The 20775-nt window shown below is 36.1% G+C and carries 27 protein-coding genes; 3 read left to right on the plus strand and 24 right to left on the minus strand.

Annotated features, from left to right (window positions below; all coding sequences use genetic code 11):
- Nucleotides 1-61: 61 nt before the first annotated feature.
- Together ctlX and EG346_RS03675 are read right to left on the minus strand one after the other, a co-directional pair.
- A complete protein-coding gene (gene ctlX, locus EG346_RS03670; protein WP_123877032.1) occupies nt 62-985 on the minus strand; it encodes a citrulline utilization hydrolase CtlX in 924 nt (307 codons plus the stop codon).
- A 91-nt stretch (nt 986-1076) separates the two neighbouring features.
- Nucleotides 1077-1991, minus strand: coding sequence for a dimethylarginine dimethylaminohydrolase family protein (locus EG346_RS03675; protein WP_073329989.1), 915 nt, complete (start codon nt 1989-1991; stop codon nt 1077-1079).
- 312 nt (nt 1992-2303) lie between these two features.
- Between EG346_RS03675 and EG346_RS24730 the strand changes: the two genes are divergently transcribed.
- Entirely contained in the window at nt 2304-2465 is a 162-nt protein-coding gene (locus tag EG346_RS24730) for a hypothetical protein (RefSeq protein WP_164466062.1), read from the plus strand.
- 40 nt (nt 2466-2505) lie between these two features.
- Here EG346_RS24730 and EG346_RS03680 read toward each other — a convergent pair whose 3' ends face one another.
- Both EG346_RS03680 and EG346_RS03685 read right to left on the minus strand, forming a co-directional pair.
- A complete protein-coding gene (locus EG346_RS03680; protein ID WP_123877033.1) occupies nt 2506-4869 on the minus strand; it encodes a TonB-dependent receptor domain-containing protein in 2364 nt (787 codons plus the stop codon).
- Between the two features lie 79 nt (nt 4870-4948).
- Nucleotides 4949-6010: a helix-turn-helix domain-containing protein gene (locus EG346_RS03685; RefSeq protein ID WP_123877034.1), complete on the minus strand. Its 1062-nt coding sequence runs from the start codon at nt 6008-6010 to the stop codon at nt 4949-4951.
- A gap of 231 nt (nt 6011-6241) precedes the next feature.
- On the opposite strand from EG346_RS03685, the gene EG346_RS03690 reads away from it, so the two are divergent.
- The gene (locus EG346_RS03690; RefSeq protein WP_123877035.1) at nt 6242-6619 is read left to right on the plus strand and encodes a hypothetical protein; all 378 of its coding nucleotides are present in this window, start codon (nt 6242-6244) and stop codon (nt 6617-6619) included.
- Between the two features lie 72 nt (nt 6620-6691).
- Here EG346_RS03690 and EG346_RS03695 read toward each other — a convergent pair whose 3' ends face one another.
- The 8 genes from EG346_RS03695 to EG346_RS03730 all read right to left on the minus strand — a co-directional run bounded on the left by EG346_RS03695 (nt 6692) and on the right by EG346_RS03730 (nt 13695).
- Nucleotides 6692-7978, minus strand: a complete 1287-nt coding sequence (locus EG346_RS03695) for a citrate synthase (RefSeq protein ID WP_073329998.1) — start codon at nt 7976-7978, stop codon at nt 6692-6694.
- Nucleotides 7979-8060: 82 nt separating this feature from the next.
- Nucleotides 8061-9353 (minus strand): phosphopyruvate hydratase, encoded by a 1293-nt coding sequence (gene eno, locus EG346_RS03700; RefSeq protein ID WP_076507019.1) that lies wholly within the window; start codon nt 9351-9353, stop codon nt 8061-8063.
- A gap of 184 nt (nt 9354-9537) precedes the next feature.
- Nucleotides 9538-10101 carry a hypothetical protein gene (locus EG346_RS03705; RefSeq protein ID WP_123877036.1) on the minus strand — a complete coding sequence of 188 codons (564 nt, stop codon included), beginning with the start codon at nt 10099-10101 and terminating at the stop codon, nt 9538-9540.
- On the minus strand, nt 10098-10304 hold the full coding sequence (locus tag EG346_RS03710; RefSeq protein ID WP_123877037.1) for a hypothetical protein: 207 nt from the start codon (nt 10302-10304) through the stop codon (nt 10098-10100). The genes EG346_RS03705 and EG346_RS03710 overlap by 4 nt, the downstream gene beginning before the upstream one ends.
- Before the next feature lie 20 nt (nt 10305-10324).
- A complete protein-coding gene (locus EG346_RS03715; protein ID WP_123877038.1) occupies nt 10325-10648 on the minus strand; it encodes a hypothetical protein in 324 nt (107 codons plus the stop codon).
- Nucleotides 10649-10777: 129 nt separating this feature from the next.
- Nucleotides 10778-11566 (minus strand): sensor histidine kinase, encoded by a 789-nt coding sequence (locus EG346_RS03720; protein WP_123877039.1) that lies wholly within the window; start codon nt 11564-11566, stop codon nt 10778-10780.
- Nucleotides 11567-12211: 645 nt separating this feature from the next.
- On the minus strand, nt 12212-13057 hold the full coding sequence (locus EG346_RS03725; protein ID WP_123877040.1) for a hypothetical protein: 846 nt from the start codon (nt 13055-13057) through the stop codon (nt 12212-12214).
- 5 nt (nt 13058-13062) lie between these two features.
- On the minus strand, nt 13063-13695 hold the full coding sequence (locus EG346_RS03730; protein WP_123877041.1) for a response regulator: 633 nt from the start codon (nt 13693-13695) through the stop codon (nt 13063-13065).
- Nucleotides 13696-13871: 176 nt separating this feature from the next.
- On the opposite strand from EG346_RS03730, the gene EG346_RS03735 reads away from it, so the two are divergent.
- A complete protein-coding gene (locus EG346_RS03735; RefSeq protein ID WP_073330026.1) occupies nt 13872-14306 on the plus strand; it encodes a hypothetical protein in 435 nt (144 codons plus the stop codon).
- 148 nt (nt 14307-14454) lie between these two features.
- On the opposite strand, the gene rplQ is transcribed toward EG346_RS03735, so the two are convergent.
- From rplQ to rplR, 12 genes are all read right to left on the minus strand, one after another.
- Entirely contained in the window at nt 14455-14979 is a 525-nt protein-coding gene (gene rplQ, locus EG346_RS03740) for a 50S ribosomal protein L17 (RefSeq protein ID WP_073330029.1), read from the minus strand.
- A 6-nt stretch (nt 14980-14985) separates the two neighbouring features.
- Nucleotides 14986-15981, minus strand: coding sequence for a DNA-directed RNA polymerase subunit alpha (locus tag EG346_RS03745; RefSeq protein ID WP_073330032.1), 996 nt, complete (start codon nt 15979-15981; stop codon nt 14986-14988).
- Nucleotides 15982-16014: 33 nt separating this feature from the next.
- Nucleotides 16015-16623 (minus strand): 30S ribosomal protein S4, encoded by a 609-nt coding sequence (gene rpsD, locus EG346_RS03750; protein ID WP_073330035.1) that lies wholly within the window; start codon nt 16621-16623, stop codon nt 16015-16017.
- A gap of 19 nt (nt 16624-16642) precedes the next feature.
- The gene (gene rpsK, locus EG346_RS03755) at nt 16643-17032 is read right to left on the minus strand and encodes a 30S ribosomal protein S11 (RefSeq protein WP_034702879.1); all 390 of its coding nucleotides are present in this window, start codon (nt 17030-17032) and stop codon (nt 16643-16645) included.
- A gap of 12 nt (nt 17033-17044) precedes the next feature.
- Nucleotides 17045-17422, minus strand: coding sequence for a 30S ribosomal protein S13 (rpsM, locus tag EG346_RS03760; RefSeq protein ID WP_002983260.1), 378 nt, complete (start codon nt 17420-17422; stop codon nt 17045-17047).
- Nucleotides 17423-17431: 9 nt separating this feature from the next.
- Nucleotides 17432-17548 (minus strand): 50S ribosomal protein L36, encoded by a 117-nt coding sequence (gene rpmJ / locus EG346_RS03765; protein WP_007839480.1) that lies wholly within the window; start codon nt 17546-17548, stop codon nt 17432-17434.
- A gap of 62 nt (nt 17549-17610) precedes the next feature.
- Complete coding sequence (gene infA / locus EG346_RS03770; protein ID WP_034684855.1) at nt 17611-17826, minus strand: translation initiation factor IF-1; 216 nt, start codon at nt 17824-17826, stop codon at nt 17611-17613.
- Between the two features lie 3 nt (nt 17827-17829).
- Entirely contained in the window at nt 17830-19209 is a 1380-nt protein-coding gene (secY, locus tag EG346_RS03775; RefSeq protein WP_034702876.1) for a preprotein translocase subunit SecY, read from the minus strand.
- A 9-nt stretch (nt 19210-19218) separates the two neighbouring features.
- Nucleotides 19219-19668, minus strand: coding sequence for a 50S ribosomal protein L15 (rplO, locus tag EG346_RS03780; RefSeq protein ID WP_073330767.1), 450 nt, complete (start codon nt 19666-19668; stop codon nt 19219-19221).
- A gap of 19 nt (nt 19669-19687) precedes the next feature.
- Nucleotides 19688-19864, minus strand: coding sequence for a 50S ribosomal protein L30 (rpmD, locus tag EG346_RS03785; protein WP_007839493.1), 177 nt, complete (start codon nt 19862-19864; stop codon nt 19688-19690).
- A gap of 10 nt (nt 19865-19874) precedes the next feature.
- Nucleotides 19875-20396, minus strand: coding sequence for a 30S ribosomal protein S5 (gene rpsE / locus EG346_RS03790; RefSeq protein WP_073330039.1), 522 nt, complete (start codon nt 20394-20396; stop codon nt 19875-19877).
- A 19-nt stretch (nt 20397-20415) separates the two neighbouring features.
- On the minus strand, nt 20416-20769 hold the full coding sequence (rplR, locus tag EG346_RS03795) for a 50S ribosomal protein L18 (RefSeq protein ID WP_073330042.1): 354 nt from the start codon (nt 20767-20769) through the stop codon (nt 20416-20418).
- Nucleotides 20770-20775 lie beyond the last annotated feature (6 nt).

Genomic DNA, 20775 nt, shown 5'->3' on the forward strand with positions numbered 1-20775 from the left:
ATCAAAAAAATCCGGCCTTGAGACAAGGCCGGAAATATAGGGTAAGCAGAATTTTATCAAACTATTTTTTAGGAAGGAAAATCTCAGCAAGCATACATCTTGCGCTTCCCCCGCCATTCACCTCAATCGTATTCAGATCTGAATAAATGATCTCACAGTATTTTTCAATAACTGCAACCTGCTCTGGTAATAAAGACTGGTACGCAGTCTGGCTCATTACCAGGAACTTTTGCCCGTCTTTATTCTGAACCTGTAGCATATTTCCTGCAAACTGCTGCATCTGCTCTTCTGAAATTTCGATGATTTCTTTTCCTGAGTTTTTAATGGTTTCAATCACCTTCTCTCTTTCCAGTTCATCATCAATACAATCTAAACAGATTACGACAAATTTGTCTGCCACACACATCATAACGTTGGTGTGGTAGATAGGAAGCCTTTCTGTTCCTACGGTCTGATAAGAATGGAAAACGATGGGCGTAAATCCATATTTTCCACAGAATTCTCTGAATAGCTTTTCATCAAGCCTTAAAGAAACTGAACCGTAAGCGATCTTATTATCATGATCAAAGATCATACTTCCCGTTCCTTCCAGAAAATGTCCCTGAGTTTCAGAAAATGACCAGTCATCAATTTCTGAGATTTCAAATCCCTGCTCTTTTATGGTTTCAAGAATATCTTCTCTCCTTTCTACTCTTCTGTTGGATGCGAACATTGGATATAGAGCGACTTTTCCGTCTTTATGGAAACTCACCCAGTTATTGGGGAAAATAGAATCCGGTGTATGGGGATCTAATGTATCTTTAATAGTGATCACATTCACGCCTTTGCTTCTCAGTTTCCCAACAAAACTATTGAATTCCGCCAAAGCTTTACCTTGGATATCAGAACCTTTCTGTTCAACCTGAAAATAATTATTTTTCGCTGTTTCAGCGTTGTAGCCGAATGCAATCGGCTCTATCATTAATACGGTATCTGTTGTTTGCATTGTTTTAGATTTAAAAATTAAAAGATTTAAAGATTGAAAGATTAGGAAACCTACCTACTCTCAAACACTCTAACACTCCTACTTAAAATGATTACTCTCTCACCAACGGCATGGTAGAGCAACGTAAAAGGCCTCCCATTTTAGAGATTTCTCTGTAAGGAATTTCTTCTACAGTCATTCCCCACTCGTTTCTCAGGTGGTTGTTCATTCTTGTGAAGGTTTGGTCTGACACTACCACATCAGGAGAAATGGAGAAAATATTCGGGAACATTTCAAACATCTCTTCATCATTAAGATGGAAACAGTTTTCTTCTCCGAAAATGTCGATGATCAGGCGGTAATCGCTTTCATCTACAAATCCATTCTTATAAATAAGACATTTATCTTTTCCTACCGGATTGAATGTACAGTCTAAGTGTAAAATCCCCTCAAACGGAATTTTGTCATTTTTCTTCAACTCCAGATCGATGATTCTTTTCTTTGGAAAATATTCTTTTAGAATTTCAATCGCGTATTCGTTGGTTCTTGCGGTTTTATAGTTTCTGTAATCTTCACTGAAACATGTTCCAATAAAAAGGAAATCGTCCCATACAATGACGTCTCCACCTTCGATGTGTGCGGTTTCCGGAAGATTGATAATTTTTCTCCAGGCTACTTTTTCAAAAACTTTTTTGTAGGCCTCCTGCTCATCAGCCCTGTCTGCAATCACATTTGAGATGATCATTTTATCGTCGATCACAAATGCTACGTCTCTTGAAAAAACCTGGTTGTAATCTTTGATAATGCTTGGTCGAAGTACCTCTACATCATATTTTTTTAATACTGCTTCAAAAGCATTCATTTCGTTGATGATATCCTCTTCTTTAGGATATATATTGTTTTCGATGGAGTAATAGGACTTGGCGTCATAACTCTCCTCTAATGTGGGAACACCTCCCATTGAATTAGGCTGGCCTAGAACTACTGATTTCAGCCTGCCCGTTTCGTTTTTAATGTTTAGTCTCATAAAGATTTATGCAATACTACAAATATAAGTAAAGGTCTCTATCTGGAAAACTTTTGATTTGTTTTATGCAGCAAATTTGATTTTAATATTGGTTTAGCTTTAATTAATGTCCTCTTTTTTGTGCAAAAATTTCATATCCTAACCTAAATTCAAATTGTAAATTGTATATAAACCATCTACAACAAACTATTTTTCATCTACATAAGAAACGGAAAATTATAAATATTATAAAGTAATTTCCTATATTAGTGATATAATTCCTATGGAATTACATTTTTAAAACTTAACGATTAAAACCAAAAAATCAAAGTCATGAACAAAAAAAATCCAGTGCTGAAAAACGCACAAAAATTAGGAAGAAACGAGCAAAAATTAATCACAGGAGGAGGCATCAACAGACCTAGATACTGCTGTGAATGGGATGAGAACGGAAAATGTACGATTTGGACGTGCGGAAACTGTGTTTGTCCATAACCAAATTAATAAACCTGCTTGTGATAAGCAGGTTTTCTTTTTATCTGGCCCTGCTTTCTTCTTCTGTCTTCTGCAATTCCTTAGTCTGGTATTTTGAACTTCCAAAACTGTACGCTACTGAAATAATAAGCCGACTGCTATCCCACCAATGAGTTAAACGGTTATCCATAATCTGTTTATGTCTGAATTCCAGCTGCTGATTGTAAGAGTCAAAAATATTATTGTAGCTGATCTTTGTATTAAGTTTGTTATCAAACCATGATTTCTGCAAAGACAGATCTACTGTATATCTGGGCTTGATAATATACAGACTGTTTCCTGTCTTTGATTCATAGTTGGCAAAGAGATTCACTGTATATCCTTTTGGCAGTGAAAAAACCTGATTGACCCTTATTTCATAACTATACACTTTTAAAGCAAATACCTCATCAAGATACGGTCTGTACTCATCATTATAGTATCCGGTGATTTGGCTGGTGATATTCCACCATTTTGTCACTTTTAAAGGAAAACTGATTTCCACAGACACAAATTTCCGGTATGGAAGATTGGTTCCAAGATATTCGAGAACATTGGTTTTCGGATTGTAAAGTGGATAGCGTACCATTACGTCTTTTTCTTTTCCTGCCATCAAACTGGTGACCCAATTCTTATAACGGTAGGTAAGTTTGATCTGGCTGGTGAAAGAAGGTAACAGATAGGGATTTCCAATCCAGTAATTCAAAGGGCTGAAATAAACGCGAAACGGATTGAGCTGCGAAAATACGGGTCTTGTCATTTTTCTGCTGTATGACAGTGATAATTCATTAGCTTTATTAAACGTATAGTTTGTACTGAAAGACGGCAGCCATTCCAGATAATTTCTTGATACCACAGAATCTCTGGTAACCGCATCAGAAATACTTCCTGTATTCTCCAACCTGAGCCCTCCATTGACCTGAAGTTTTCCAAACTTCTGCCTGTATGATATGTAAACTGCCCAAATTTTTTCTTTATATGAAAACATATTGCTCCGTTCAGGATCAAAAACAAAACGGTCATTGACAGACAGGGTGTCGTATCTGATATTATTATGGGTATCGGAGTGACTGTATTTTACTCCGGTTTCAATATCTGCATTACCGATCTTTTGTGAAACATCGATCTGGGCAGTTTGGATATCAATTTTATTAAGCAGATCAGATTTCCAGTAGGACAATAATTCAGTCGTCGGTTGATCACTATTAAGAAAATCATCTATCTGCTTATTTTTAACGGAAAGATAATTGCCTAAAAAACTGATTTTAAAGTCTTTGTTTTGAAATGAATAGTCAGCAGTGACTCCGTAGTTTTCCTGTGAATATGCTGTAGGATTTTTACTTTCAGTATTAAAAATCAATTGTGATTCATCTTGATTTGTCGTATACAGTGATCCTGAACGAATCCGGTCGCTGGTTCTGAAATTCCCTCTCAGGTTAACCCCAAATCTATTTTTGTCATTCAGTCTAAAATCCGCTCCAGTCTGGATACTGTATACATTTCCTTCATCTTCCTGATAGGTATTGGTACGCATCACGTTGGTATTCGCAAGCTTTTGCAATGCATGATAACGATAGGTGGAAATACCATTATTATAACCGGCCTGTAAACTGTAGACTATTTTTTCTCTGTTATAAGACAGATTTAAAGAATTTTCTCTGTAGCTGAATTTATTGGTAAATATATTTCCATTGTAATTTCCTTTCCAACCGAGATTTCCGTTTCTTTTCAGCCTGATATCGATGATTCCTTTAAATTCCGCATCATATTTTGAGGAAGGATTTGAGTTCACTTCAATAGATTCTACCATTTCGGGTGGAAGTGACCGTAGGTACGACTGCAACTCCTGACTGCTCATGGCAACAGGTTTCCCGTCAATAAATACTGCTGGTGTAATTCTTCCCCCTATAAAAATAGCGCCTTCATCATCTATAGAAACGCCGGGTGTCTTTCTCAGGACTTCCAAAATATTGGCTGATGTTTTAAAGTCTTTATTTCCTGAAACACTCATGACAATGTTTCCATCACTGAGCTTGATATTTCTCGCTGCCGAACGAATCACTACTTCTGAAATATTTCCGACTGCCGGTTTCACTTCAATCAAAGAAAAATCTCCGGTCTTATCCAATTCTTTGGTCTCGTATCCGTGTTTTTGAATGACGACATAGGAATCATCAGCGCTGTTATTCAATTGGAAAAACCCTAAGGAATCTGTAAGAACTTTTTGAATGATTCGTCGGTCTGATACATCGAACAGAGAAATTTCAGCCTGAAAAACCGGTGCTTTTGTCTCAGAATCCAAAATTTTTCCTTTAATTCTTTCCTGAGCTTTTCCAAAACAGGAAAGAAATAAGAGCAGCAGGAAAAGACATAATCTGATATTCATAAATTTAAATTTTATGAAACCAAAAGTAGAGTGATGGAGGAAAAATAAGGTTTTGAAGTTTAAATTCCGCAGTACACAATTATAATTCTGAACTCTGAAACCTAACGTCAGAGAGGATTTTAGACTGCTTATATAAAAGGGGCGTTGTATTTTTAATTTTTTTGAATGTGGAAAAGAATGTAGACTTGGAATTAAAGCCGACCTCATAACCAATCTCTTCAATTTTAAGGAAAGAACCGTTTTCTATTTTTTCACAAGCCTCACTGATCCTGTATTCATTGATGTAGGTTGAAAAGCTTTTACCGAGATTGTCATTCAATAGTTGGGAAAGCTGATGGGCTGACATCTTCATTTGAGTGGCCAAATCACTTAATTTCAGATTTGGGTTTTTGTATAATTCTTCGGAATTCATCAGTTGTTCAAGTTTTGAAACAAAACTGTCTGCCAGTTCTTCTGAAATCTTTTTATTGGTATATCTTGGAACTTCCTTTACCAACTCCTGATCATTTTTTTTGCTGAATATAATTAAAAAATTAGCATACAATACAAATGAGAATACTAGACTTCCACCTGCGCAATAGATCTGTACCCATCCTGTAGAAATTAACTGGTAGGCCAGAAAAATGATTGCATTGCTGATAAGTACCGGAAGAATAAATTGATTGGGATTTCCGGCTTTCTGCTTTGAAAAAATATAATACTGATACACCGAAAGCAAGACAAATACTGACCAGACCGTATAAATAAAGGTTCCGAAATATTGGTCCCAAGTAACCGGAAAGAATAAATAGACCAATCCAACTATTCCAAGTACCAATGTCAGGAAGCCGAAAGATGTTCTGCATTGTTTTAAATCAAACTTTTCCTGCAGAAATGATGATCTGATATAGTAATACAAAGCAGGTCCGGTAAAGAACAATGCCGACATTCCCAGATGGGGAATAATTCTAGGCAAGTCCGGATAGAAATACATACCAACCGAAATTCCGACTCTGCTACTTAATGTCAATAAAATCAGACCTAGAAAGAAATCCGGAATGTATTTTAGTTTTTTAACAGACAGAAGATAAATTCCCAGCAGCAAGCCATTAAAGGCTCCTACCGCACTGAAGAAAAATAACATCTGCTGTCCGAAAGTCATTATATTTGTTTTTTATTTTTGATAAAGATCCCTTATTTTGCTTTTGCTAAAACCAATTAAAATTTATCAACTTATGAAGGTAAATTTAATAAAATTATCGTGTTAGATTTGATATTATGTAATAAAAGATTTCATCTTTACTTTTTTATACTTTAGACAATTCTTAAATCCATGAAAAAATCTGATCAATCTCTTTACAATATATGCATCGCTTCAATAAAAAGAAAAACAATGAAACCTTACGATTTCAGGTGGACTCAGTTTTATGATTCAGATTCCAATCCTAAGTTATTATTTCAAAACTTCCCAATTGATTTTTCGGAAGAAGAACTGATTATTTGTTCTGTCATTATTGATCCTGACCATTACAGTATTTTAACAACAAGAAAATTAATAACAAACAACAAGGGAAATATGGAATCCGGAAATTTGAACCATGCTAAAAACAAATGGTATGGAGAATTTAAAAGCAAAACAGATCTGTATACCTTAGGAGAGGTTGAGTTATCTACAGGGCAGAGATTATGCTATTTTGTAGAAACTGGCAAAGCTTCAATGATTATGATTAATGGTGTAAAAACTTTAGTATTTATCAGCCAGGAAATTTAATTTCAAAACAATGATCTACAATAAAAAATCCCAAAGCAAGCTTTGGGATTTTTATTATGATAAAAACAGGGATTATCTGTTTGTAATATCGATGTAATCTCTTTGTTGAGCTCCTTGGTAAACCTGTCTTGGTCTTCCGATAGGATCTCCTTTCATTCTCATTTCTTTCCACTGAGAAATCCATCCTGGCAGTCTTCCTAATGCAAACATTACCGTAAACATTTCTGTAGGAATTCCTAATGCTCTGTAAATGATCCCTGAATAGAAATCTACGTTTGGATATAGTTTTCTTTCTACGAAGTATTCGTCTTCAAGAGCTACTTTTTCCAACTGCATAGCAATGTCAAGGGCTTTATCCTGAATACCTAATGCATTAAGGATATCATCAGCTGCTTTTTTAATAATTTTCGCTCTTGGGTCAAAGTTTTTGTACACTCTGTGTCCAAAGCCCATCAGACGGAAGTTATCATTTTTATCTTTAGCTTTTGCTACCCATTTGTTAACGTCTCCACCATCTTTTTCGATTAGTTCAAGCATTTCGATTACTGCCTGGTTAGCCCCTCCGTGAAGAGGACCCCAAAGAGCAGAAACCCCTGCAGAAATAGAAGCGAAAAGACCTGTGTGAGCAGAACCTACCATTCTTACGGTAGAAGTAGAACAGTTTTGCTCGTGGTCAGCATGAAGGATTAATAATTTATCAAGAGCATCTACAATTACCGGATTTACTTCAAATTCTTCGTTTGGTAATCTGAATGCCATTTTGTAGAAGTTTTCTACGTAGTTCAGGCTGTTGTCTCCGTGGTTAAGTGGAAGACCCTGAGTTTTTCTGTAAGTCCATGCGCAAAGGTGAGAGAATTTAGCAATCATCAATTCTGCAGCGTGGTCCATTTCTTCTTTAGAGTTGACGTTAACGGCTTTAGGATTAAAAGCTGTCAAAGCGGAAGTTAAAGAAGATAAAACTCCCATAGGGTGTGCAGAACGAGGAAAAGCATCGATGATTTTTTTCATCTCCTCTGCGATGAAGTTATATTTTTTAATATTGTTGTTGAAAGAACTGAACTGATCCTGAGTAGGTAATTCACCGTTTAATAAAAGGTACATCACTTCTGTAAAGTTAGATTTCTCAGCAATCTGCTCGATTGGATAACCTCTGTAGAATAATTCTCCTTTATCTCCGTCTAAGTAAGTGATGTCGCTAAGAGTAGCTCCGGTGTTTTTGTAACCTAAATCCAGAGTGATTAAACCTGTCTGGTCTCTTAATTTTGAAATATCAATCCCTCTGTCTCCGATAGTACTATCCACGATTGGATATTCATATGAATTACCGTCGTAATTCAATATTACTTTGTTGTCTGACATTTATTTATTTTTTTTTAAATATACTACTTTCCATAAAATACGGCAAACAAAAATTATCGCTTGCCGTCATTTATAAATTCAATTATCTTTTAATTTTAAATGCTTCTAATCCTGGGAAAATTGCAGTATCGCCTAATGCTTCTTCAATTCTCAACAGCTGGTTGTATTTCGCCATTCTGTCTGATCTTGAAGCAGATCCTGTTTTGATCTGTCCACAGTTCATGGCTACTGCCAGGTCTGCGATTGTAGAATCTTCAGTTTCTCCTGATCTGTGAGACATCACTGAAGTGAATTTGTTGTTCTGAGCCATCTGTACCGCATCCATTGTTTCAGAAAGAGAACCGATCTGGTTTACTTTTACAAGGATTGAGTTGGCAATACCTTCTTTTACACCTCTTGATAATCTTTCTACATTGGTTACGAATAAATCGTCTCCCACAAGCTGTACTCTGTCTCCGATCTTATCAGTAAGCATTTTCCATCCTTCCCAGTCATTTTCCTGCATCCCGTCTTCGATAGAGATGATTGGATATTTAGCGGCTAGTTCAGCAAGGTAAGAAACCTGCTCGCTGCTGGAGAACTGAGCTGCATCCGGAGTCTGGAATTTTCTGTAATCGTAAATTCCGTCTTTATAGAATTCTGAAGCTGCACAGTCAAGGGCTAACATGATGTCATCACCTGGCTTATAACCTGCTTTTTCAATAGCCTGAAGCAAGGTATCCAAAGCATCTTCAGTTCCTTTGAAAGTAGGTGCAAAACCTCCTTCGTCTCCTACCGCTGTAGAAAGACCTCTTGAATGAAGAATAGATTTCAGGTGATGGAAAATCTCAGTTCCTTTTCTTAATGCATCAGAGAAAGATTCTGCTTTTACCGGCATTACCATAAATTCCTGGAACGCGATAGGCGCATCAGAGTGAGATCCCCCGTTGATGACATTCATCATTGGAACAGGAAGTGTGTTGGCATTTACGCCTCCCACATATTTATATAACGGAATTCTTAGTTCAGCAGCAGCAGCTTTTGCAACGGCTAGAGAAACTCCTAAAATTGCATTGGCACCAAGGTTTCCTTTGTTGGCTGTTCCGTCAAGATCGATCATGATCTGGTCAATAAAATTCTGCTCAAAAACCGGCTGCCCGATTAAGTTTTCTGCAATTACTTCTTTTACGTTTTCAACAGCTTTCAGGACTCCTTTCCCCATATAAATTGAACCCCCGTCACGTAATTCCACTGCTTCATGTTCACCGGTAGATGCTCCTGAAGGTACCGCAGCACGTCCCATGGCTCCGCTTTCTGTAAATACATCTACTTCAATGGTAGGATTACCTCTGGAATCCAAAATTTGTCTTGCTTCTATGAAAGAAATTGCACTCATATTGTTTAGTTTTAAACCATCCGCAAAAGCTTCAAGTTGTTTAATATTAATAATTATACTTCTTACAAATTTAATGAAAAAACTAACCTGATGAAAAAAGTAGGCTTTAATATTTGGTAATAATTCAAAAATTCTCCAAAGTTTTTTATAACTGTGGAGAATCCAAGATTAATTATTAAGATTATTATTTTTCTTTATCCAAACGGTACTTTTTTCTTTCGTCAGGCGTCAGTGCGCGTAAGGTTTTTTCTTCTTCAGCCTTAGCTTCACTTGCTGCTGTAGAAGAAATTTCTTTTTGTACATCAGTAATAGCCTTTATCACAGTTTGAAAACTATCCCAATACCTTCCATTTTGACAATGGTCTTTGAAATTGACACAATGCTCTTCCAATCTATAAAGAGCATCTCTAAGCATATTGACGGGTGCAGTTCTTTCGCCCAGCTTTGAAAGTGTTTCCGTGATTTTAGTGATCTGATCAGCTGAAACACTGTCGCCGGATTTCAGTTTAGCCATCAGCTTGGTGGTGATCTCACGTGTAGTTGCTATTGCGGCATCAGGCTGTACTTCCGACAATATTGTATTGATCTCTCCCGTACCACTGATGCTTACTACAGATCCTCTTCTTGTTGCATCATAAGATATCTGATAATTCGAACTGGTGCTTTTCAGTTCTTCTAATTTAGTATTGTGCGTGGCGCAGGAGACAAGCAGTATAGCTGTTCCCAGTAAAAATAGAAGTGTTTTCATGGCATTACATTATAAAGTGTTTTATCGTCATCATCAAACATGGTTTCCCCTTTTTCCAGAACGGCAGTCATAGCTGTAAACTCTTTTACTTCCAAGCCATCTAATTTCTCGTCACTGCCATCTTCAAATATGAAAATGATTTTTCCCTCGTTAGAGTTCATTTTCCACTCTAATAAATAGTCTTTAACAATTTTTTCGCTCATGATATTCGTATTTTAAATTTTTATTTTTTAGATGAAGGTGCTAAAAGTCCGGCCAAAGCCCCGATGGCGCCTGATGAAATTGCCGTAAAAATGGTAATCAGCTGGGTCTCCAAAGTTCTCCCGTTCATAGAAAGTACAATAAGCCCTACGACAATTATTATTACGGCCAATCCCAGCATAAAAACAATGATCCGGTAGATCCATGAATCTGTATCCTTCGGATTTTGTGTTTCGATATTTTTTAACGCTCCAACAGGATCCGCCATAAAATCTTCCCGAAGTTGAGTATTGTTTTTCAAAGCAGTTTCCAAATCTCCGATACTGTCATTAATAAGAGTTTTCATGGTTATAAGTCTTAGTTTTATAACTCAAAGTTCCATTTAAAAAGTCAGCCTGTCAATTACCCAAAAGGGTGATTATAAAAAAAACAGCACCACTTTAAAAATGATGCTGTCCGTATAGAATTAATATACTTAAATCGTGGTTTTGAAAAGAATCTGCGTTCCGGGTCCTTCCTTTATAATATGGCATTCTCCGTTCTGCTCCTGCATTCTCCTTTTCATATTTCTGAGACCGTTGCCTTCAGGATGTCCGTCCGGTATTCCATGACCATCATCAGAAATTCGCATAGAAAAAACATTCTTTGCCTGCGAGAAAGAAAGTTTCAATGATTGGGCGTGGCTATGCTTGTAAGCATTATTAATGGCTTCCTTTAAGCATAAAAACATATTCCGTCGCAATTCGGTAGAAATTGGAGTATCTGATACAATGTCTATACTCTCTGACCATAATTTGATTTTGGTCCTTTTTAGAAAGTTATCTGCATACTGTATAGCATAGTCTATAAAGCTTCCCAGAGTATCATTGCCTGAATTTAAACTCCAAAGCATTTCCCGCATGGAGAGGTTCATTTCTTCGGAGGTTTTCAGAAGTTCGTCCAGATCATTCTGAAGATCATCATTTTCTGCTTTCTGTTTCAAAAATTCTGCCTGAAGTTTCAGAGCTGAGATACCGGCACCCAAGTCATCATGCATATCGTGGGAGATCCGTTCGCGTTCCTGTTCTATAGATTTTTGCTTTTCGAGTTCCTTTTGGAGGAGCTGGTTTTGGTGTTCGGCTTCTTTGAGCTGTTGCTGTTGAATAAAAAAGAGTTGTTTTTTATTATACAAAATAACAATTAAAACAATAAAGAAGACAAAAGTTATCAACAGAATCACGGCAATAATGTAGGTCAATCTTATTGTGTCCGGTAACTGTTTCATATTTGTGTTTGTATTTTGCTGGTACTATCAAATTTTCTTAAAGCTACATAAAAAATTGTGTACATGACTATATTAACACAATACTGAATCGTCTTCAAGATATTAAGAAAAACCGGATCATTATCCTTTAGAAAAAACATAGGTATGGACCGGAAAATAAAAAAAATACTCCAAAACAGTATCCCACAAGAAATCCAAAAATGTGGATCATCAATAATTTTTTTTTCATCAAAATTTTTAAGCCTCAGATAAAACCAGACTAATGCTGTAATTATAAAATAAAAACAGACCAATATTCCAAGCTTGTTTTCATAATTTTCACCATAAAATTTTGTAAATAAGCCTATGTATATCAATATAGCTATGACTATACATAATGAAATTCTTTTCAATCTTTTTGAAAAAACCGTTTCGTAAAAGCGATAAAAAAATAGAATCAAAAAAATACTGTAATAATTGAAGAGATAAGCAAAATCAAACTCTTTAATATACATTTTATAATGTCCATATAGTTCCAAGCCTAATGAAACCAATAGAAAAACTACAAAATAGTTTTGGCTGGAAAGACCTTTCTTCCCAGCTAAAGCTATAGATTTAACAGTATCTATGAAGAGTACTGTAATGTATATAATTTGAATAAACATTTTATGGATATAGAGAGCCCATATCGAAAAAGCCTTCTTTACCATCGATTTCTTCTGGTAAATATTTTCCAACAACAGTTATTTGTCTTTCATGCTCAGAATAAGCTTGCTTATATTCTGCTTCTTTAAGCCCATAGTCAGGATTTCTTCTAAAAAAATCAGATAAAATCTTGTACCGAGTAACCTCTCCCAAAATAAATTCTACTTGTTGATACTTTTCCCCATCGGAATTTTGTTCGTTCATTATCTCTTTAACATTATTCCAAGTATATTTCAAACATACTGATCCATTCTTAGGATAACTATACGCAGACATAATATGATACAAGCTATTCACCAAATAATTAGTACAAAGATTACTATAATCAGTATCATTTAAAATTATTTTAGTAATATCAAATGGATAGTTAAGATTAAATAGTACAAAATGTTCTTTTATGGGATTTCCAATATTATCAAGTGGTGTAGCTACAATGTATAAAAATACATTTGGAATATCAGAACTTTCTAATACAGAGTTATCACCTGTGTATTTAATGTATTCCTGCTTTGTGAGAAATACAAATTTAAATTGCAATCCTATTCCTGACTGACCATAAGTATTGTATAAACTTTCAATTGTACTGATGTCCAATTTATAGCCATCCAAATACGGTCGGGTTTTAGTTTTATCTTCAAGCTCACTAAGAATTCCAGCACTTGCTTGATAAATAAACATAATACCAACATCATGATGTACTGGCTCTAATCTTTCTATATTTTTTCTATAAACTAAATTCCTTAGTTTATCACCGTCCTTAATTTCGGTTTCGGCAAAAGCCTCCTGAGTGTAATTGTTGTTTTCCATGTCTCTTAGTTTTTTAAATTATTAAATTTATTTATTGCTTCTACCTTATTGCTGACATGCAGCTTTCGGTAGATATTTCCTACGTGTTTTTTTACGGTGTCGATGCTAATAAATTTTTGATCGGCAATTTCTTTGTAGAGAAGCCCCTGGGAAAGAAGTTCAAGAATTTCTTTTTCCCGTTCTGTAAGATCATCGAAATCTTTGTTTTCCGGTAGTTTTCTTTCGAAGTGTCCTAAGACCCTGCGAGCGATAGACAGGCTCATCGGTGCACCACCATTGTAAACATCTCTGATAGAAGAAAGAATCTTATCCATGCTTTCCCCTTTGATGAGATAGCCCATAGCACCGGCTTTTAAGGAATTGAAAATCTTTTCGTCATCTTCGAAACTGGTACACATGATGAACTGAGTCTCCGGCATATCTTTTCTGAGTTTTTCAATGATTTCAATCCCCAGCATATCCTGCAGCTGGATATCCATCATGACCACATCCGGAGAAAAAGAAGTAAGGTTCTTAAGCGCATCATTACCATCAAAGAACTGGGCAACGACCTTCATGTCATCCTGATAATTGATGACCTTCTTCAACGCATTGTTGTAGTTCTTTTCGTCTTCTACTATGGCGATGGAAATGCTCATTGTTTTTTTGTTTAAGACAAATTTCGGAAGAAAACAAGACGGAATCAATTACACTTTTGTGTAATTTTGAGACTTGAGTTCAGGGTTATTGGTTTGTTTTTTGTTTCTATTAAATTTAGTTAAATTTCTATTACAATAGAAAAACAATTAACCCGATATATTAAAAAATAAATATCATGAGAAAAAGCCTTTTAATAGCTGTTTCAGCCGTAGCATTATTATTAACAAGCTGCAAAAAAAATGAGAGCGGAAACAAAAGTGTCATCAAGATGGACAGTTCGGAAACTGTGATCACAGACCACAACGGAAAAATTGATTCTTTAACCCAAAGTTCTTCAACCATTGAAGTAGATGGTAAGAAGACGGAAAAGACAGATTTTGTTTACAAAGCCACAGACGGTACTTTGGTAAAAGTAGTATTCAAAAATGATCCTAAGGAAAATACAGTGGCCATCACCAGCAATAAAAAGACGTTCACCTTACCTAAAACGGAAACAAAAAACGGTGAAACCATCTATAAAAAAGATGATATGACGGCGAGGGTAAAAGGAGATAGTCTTCACCTTGAACAGGGTAACAATGTCATTGAACTAAAGAGAACCAAAATCTAATTAGGATTTCTATTGCAGATCTAGTTTCGCGATCTGCAGTCATTGGCTTTCTATTTAGAATAACCAGAATAAACAAAAACACTCACCATTAAACAACAAAAAAACCATCCAGAATCTGGATGGTTTTCTATTTATATCTGAGAATATATTATTCTGCAGTTTTTTCCTCTGTAGAATCTGTTGCTTCAGCCTTAGGCTCTTCAACTTTTTCTTCTACTTTAGGAGCATCAGCAACTACAGCTTCTTTTTTAGCAGTTGTAGCTCTTCTACTTCTTCTAGTAGTCTTTTTCTCTTCAGCATTAGGATTGTAAAGTTCGTTGAAATCAACAAGCTCGATAAGAGCCATATCAGCAGCATCACCTTGTCTGAAACCAGTTTTGATGATTCTTGTATATCCGCCGTTTCTTTCTGCGATTTTCGGAGCTACTGATCTGAAAAGTTCAGTAACTGCTTCTTTACTTTGAAGATATGAAAAAACAATTCTTCTATTGTGTGTAGTATCTTCTTTTGCCTTTGTTAATAGAGGTTCAACATATACTCTTAAAGCTTTTGCTTTAGCTACAGTAGTGTTGATTCTCTTATGCTCAATTAGAGAACAAGCCATATTAGAAAGTAAAGCACTTCTATGAGAAGCTGTTCTTCCTAAGTGATTGAATTTTTTACCGTGTCTCATTATTAATTATTTATCAGCGTCTAACTTATATTTTGCAACGTCGAAACCGAAGTTAAGACCTTTTGAATGCACTAATTCTTCTAGTTCTGTCAAAGATTTTTTACCAAAATTTCTGAATTTCATCAAATCAGACTTACTGTAAGAAACAAGTTCACCAAGAGTTTCTACTTCAGCTGCTTTCAGACAGTTAAGGGCTCTTACAGAAAGATCCATATCTGCTAATTTAGACTTAAGTAATTGTCTTGTATGAAGCGTCTCTTCATCGTATTGGATAGATGCTTTTACAGCTTCAGTTTCAAGGGTGATTCTCTCATCAGAGAACAACATGAAGTGATAAATTAATATCTTAGAAGCTTCAGTTAAAGCATTTTGAGGACTGATAGATCCATCAGTTTCTATATCTAATACAAGTTTTTCGTAGTCTGTTTTTTGCTCTACACGATAATTTTCAATGCTGTATTGTACTTTCTTGATTGGCGTAAAAATAGAGTCAATAGCAATAGTACCTACCGGTGCATTGTTTGACTTATTCTGATCTGAAGGAACATACCCTCTACCTTTTTCAATATTGAAAGTAATTTCGAAAGTTACATCACTGTTTAGGTTGCAAATCAAAAGATCCGGGTTTAGCACCTCAAATCCGTTGACAGACTTTCCTAAATCACCAGCAGTAATAACCGTTTGACCGGAAACTTTAGCAATTACCTGCTCGTTAGCCTGGCCTTCTGCTGAAGCTTTTAATCTTACCTGCTTAAGGTTAAGAATGATTTCGGTAACGTCTTCGATTACTCCTGGAATAGTTGAAAATTCGTGCTCTACACCTTCTATTTTGATAGATGAAATAGCATATCCTTCCAGAGAAGAAAGCAACACTCTTCTCAAAGCATTACCGATTGTAAGCCCGAAACCTGGTTCTAATGGTCTGAATTCGAATTGACCTTTAAATTCATCAGAGTTAAGTAAAATTACTTTATCGGGTTTTATGAATTGTAAAATTGCCATATTATTGGGTTGAGCAAAAATTTGATTAAAAAATTATTTAGAGTAAAGTTCGACGATAAGCTGTTCCTTGATGTCCTCCGGAATCTGGATTCTTTCAGGAGCAGAAACGAAAGTACCTTCTTTCTTCTCATCGTTGAATTGTAACCACTCATAATTAGCTTTAGAAGCTAATGAATCAGTAACAACCTCAAGAGACTTAGATTTCTCTCTTACAGCGATCACATCACCTGCTTTTACGATATAAGAAGGAATGTTAAGGATCTCACCATTCACTGTAATGTGTCTGTGAGAAGTTAACTGTCTAGCAGCAGATCTAGTTTTAGCAAAACCCAATCTGTATACTACGTTATCCAATCTTGATTCGCAAAGCTGTAATAGAACTTCACCTGTTACACCTTTACTTCTGTGTGCTTTTTCGAATAAATTTGCAAACTGTCTTTCTAAAATACCGTAAGTATATTTAGCTTTTTGCTTTTCAGCTAACTGAACTGCATATTCAGATTTTTTAGCACCTCTTCTTTTGTTAGGACCATGTTGTCCTGGCGGTTGGTTTTTTCTTCTTTCGAAGTTTTTGTCGTCTCCGTAGATTGCAGCACCAAACTTTCTAGCAATCTTAGTTTTAGGTCCAATATATCTTGCCATAATGGGTAAATTCTAAAAATTAAACTCTTCTTCTTTTCGGTGGTCTACATCCATTGTGTGGCATAGGAGTAACGTCAATAATTTCGCTAACTTCAATACCTGAATTGTGGATTGTTCTGATAGCAGATTCTCTACCTGCACCAGGACCTTTCACATACACCTTTACTCTTCTTAATCCAGCTTCGTGAGCAACATTAGAGCAATTTTCAGCTGCCATTTGAGCAGCAAATGGAGTATTCTTTTTAGAACCTCTGAAACCCATTTTACCGGCAGATGCCCAAGAGATAACTTCTCCGCTTTTATTTGTTAAAGAAATGATGATGTTATTGAAAGAAGCTTGAATATGTGCCTCACCAATAGCTTCAACTTTTACTTTTCTTTTTTTAACTACTTTACTTTGTTTTGCCATAATTCCTAACGATTATTTACTTGCCTTTTTCTTGTTAGCAACTGTTTTTCTCTTTCCTTTTCGGGTTCTAGAGTTGTTTTTCGTTCTCTGGCCTCTTAAAGGTAATCCTAGTCTGTGACGTATTCCTCGTTGGCATCCTATGTCCATCAATCTCTTGATGTTCAATTGCACTTCAGATCTTAATTCTCCTTCAACTTTTACGTTTTCAGAGATATATGTTCTGATTGCAGCCAATTCATCGTCATTCCATTCGTTGACTTTCTTGTCTTCGCTGATACCGGCAGCTTTAAGGATTTCAGAAGAAGTACTTCTTCCAACTCCGTAGATGTAAGTTAAACCGATAACACCTCTTTTGTTTTTTGGTAAATCAATACCTGCAATTCTCGCCATAATTTAATGTTAGCCTTGTCTTTGTTTAAATTTTGGGTTCTTCTTGTTGATTACGAACAGCACACCTTTTCTGCGTACAATTTTGCAATCAGCGCTTCTTTTTTTAATTGATGCTCTAACTTTCATTTTGATAGTATTTATTTTTCAACAAGAGCCAAACGGAACATACATTCCATTTGGCGTTTGTTTTAATATCTAAATGTGATCCTCCCTTTTGTTAAATCATAGGGAGACATTTCTAGTTTTACCTTGTCTCCAGGTAAAAGTTTAATATAATGCATTCTCATTTTACCGGAAATATGAGCAATAAGTATATGCCCATTCTCCAGCTCTACACGGAACTGGGCGTTCGAAAGTGCTTCCGTAATAACGCCGTCTTGTTCAATATGTTTTTGTTTCGCCATAAATTAATATCCAGTCGTTCTTGATAATTTAGACTGCATTAAGCCATCATAGTGATGATTCAGCAGATAAGTATTAATCTGTTGAACGGTATCTAAAATAACTCCAACCATAATCAATAGTGATGTTCCCCCGAAAAATAGGGCGAACGCATCTGTCTGAACAAAGCTTCCATGCACTATTGCTGGAAGGACTGCAAAGATAGACAAAAATATTGCACCTGGCAAGGTTATTTTTGATAAAATATCATCTAAATAATCAGCTGTCTCTTTACCGGGTCTTACTTTCGGTACTAAACCTCCATTTCTCTTCAAATCATCAGCCATTTGGTTTACCGGAATTGTAATTGCAGTATAGAAAAATGAGAATATAATAATTAATAGCGCGAACAATACGTTGTACTGCCAGCTAAAAACATTCTTGAAACCTGCAAGAAAAGTATTGGACTCATCGAATTTCGTCAATAATCCTGGTACGAACATCAATGCCTGAGCAAAGATAATCGGCATTACACCAGCAGCATTCACTTTCAATGGGATCCATTGTCTTGCTCCCTGCATAAGATTTCTGTTTACACCTCCTCTTGCTTGAGCTCTGCTTACATACTGAATCGGTATTTTTCTCACAGCGACGGATAATACCACCGCTAAAAGAACTACCAGCATCCAGAATATTACTTCAATAAGGATCATGATTGATCCCATTCCTCCTTTTCCGTTCTGCACGGCCATTTCCTGTACGAATGCTTCAGGTAATCTTGACAGGATTCCCACCATAATAAGGATGGAAATACCGTTTCCGATACCTTTGTCGGTGATTTTCTCACCTAACCACATTGCGAACACTGAACCAGCAACCAAGATAACAATACTTGGTAACCAGAACATGATGGAATTCGGCTCTACATAATATGCAGACTGGAACTGAGCATACGGCAGGAATAATTGAGTAATAGAAGTTAAATAAGAAGGGGCCTGTACAAGACAAACTCCAATCGTTAACCATCTCGTAATTTGATTCAATGTATTTCTACCTGACTCTCCATCCTTCTGAAGTTTCTGAAGATAAGGAATAGCCATTCCCATCAACTGAACAATAATAGAAGCAGAAATATAAGGCATGATTCCCAACGCCATTACGGAAGCGTGGCTGAAAGCTCCCCCCGTAAACGACGAAAGCAAGCCAAGGAGACCTGCTCCTTGCTTGTTACCGCCTTGATTTTTATAATGCTCTAAGAGATCTCCCACTTCTGCAAGGTTAATTGCGGGAAGTGAGATATAAGATGCGAATCTATACACAAGGATAATACCTAACGTAAAGAGAATTTTATCTCTTAACTCCTTTAGGCTCCATATATTTTTAAGTGTTTGTATAAATTCTTTCATTAGTAAGTATTATAAGGTAATTGCTTTTCCACCTGCTTTAGCAATAAGCTCTTCAGCAGATTTAGTGAACTTGTCAGCAGAGATTGAAACCGCTGATTTCAATTCTCCTCTACCCATAATTTTCACTAATTCGTTTTTAGAAACGATCCCGTTTTCTACTAAAACTTCTTTCGTGATCTCTCCAGTGATGGATTTGTTCTCGATTAAAGTTTGAATAGTATCAAGATTAACTCCTCTAAACTCTTTTCTGTTTACGTTTTTGAAACCGAATTTAGGTAATCTTCTTTGTAAAGGCATCTGTCCACCTTCGAAACCGATTTTCTGAGAATAACCAGCTCTAGCTTTCTGACCTTTGTGTCCTTTCGTAGAAGTACCTCCTTTTCCTGTACCCTGACCTCTACCAATTCTTTTAGAGTTGTGAGTTGCACCTGCAGCAGGTCTTATGTTGTTTAAATTCATCTTAATTTTTGTTTTAAAATTATTTTTGAACTTCAAGTAAATGACTAACTGCAGCTATCATTCCTAAAATAGAAGGCGTAGCTTCATGTTCTACAACTTGGTGAAGTTTCTTAAATCCTAATGCTTCAAGCGTTCTCTTTTGGGTTTTTGTTCTTCCAATAGCGCTTCTTACTTGCTTTACTTTGATTGTTGCCATTGTTCTAATATTAACCGTTAAACACTTTACTTAGAGAAACTCCTCTCATTCTAGCGATCTCTTCAGGTCTTCTGATATCCAATAACGCTTTGAAAGTAGCTTTCACTACGTTGTGAGGGTTAGAAGATCCTTTAGATTTTGAAAGGATATCGTGAATACCAGCAGACTCTAATACCGCTCTTACCGCACCACCGGCGATAAGTCCTGTACCGTGAGAAGCAGGTCTCATAAAGATATCTGCACCACCGTATCTAGCAGTAGTCTGGTGAGGGATGGTGTGGTTCATTACAGGAACTTTCACAAGGTTTTTCTTAGCATCTTCAACTGCTTTAGCAATTGCAGAAGCAACTTCCTTAGATTTTCCTAAACCGTGACCGATGATTCCATCTTCATTACCTACTACAACAATAGCAGAAAATCCGAAAGCTCTACCTCCTTTGGTTACTTTTGTTACTCTGTTAACAGCTACGAGACGATCTTTTAATTCTAATCCTCCCGGTTTTACTCTTTCTATATTATCTAGTCCTAACATATTTCCGAAATTTTAATGATTAGAATTTAAGTCCTCCTTCTCTCGCCCCATCAGCCAGAGCTTTCACTCTTCCGTGGTATACGAATCCGTTTCTGTCAAATACAATCTTTTCAATTCCTGCAGCGATAGCTTTGGCAGCGATAGCCTTACCAACAGCAGCAGAAACTTCAGTCTTAGTACCATTAGCATCCACTCCTTTCTCTCTGGAAGAAGCAGCGACTAAAGTTGTACCATTTTTATCATCGATTAACTGAGCGTAAATTTCCTTATTACTTTTATATACAGATAATCTTGGCAATTCAGAAGATCCAGAGATTTTTCCTCTTACTCTTCTTTTGATTCTTATTCTTTTTTCTAATTTACTTAATGCCATAATACT

The sequence above is a fragment of the Chryseobacterium carnipullorum genome, assembly GCF_003815695.1.
GTDB lineage: Bacteria > Bacteroidota > Bacteroidia > Flavobacteriales > Weeksellaceae > Chryseobacterium > Chryseobacterium carnipullorum.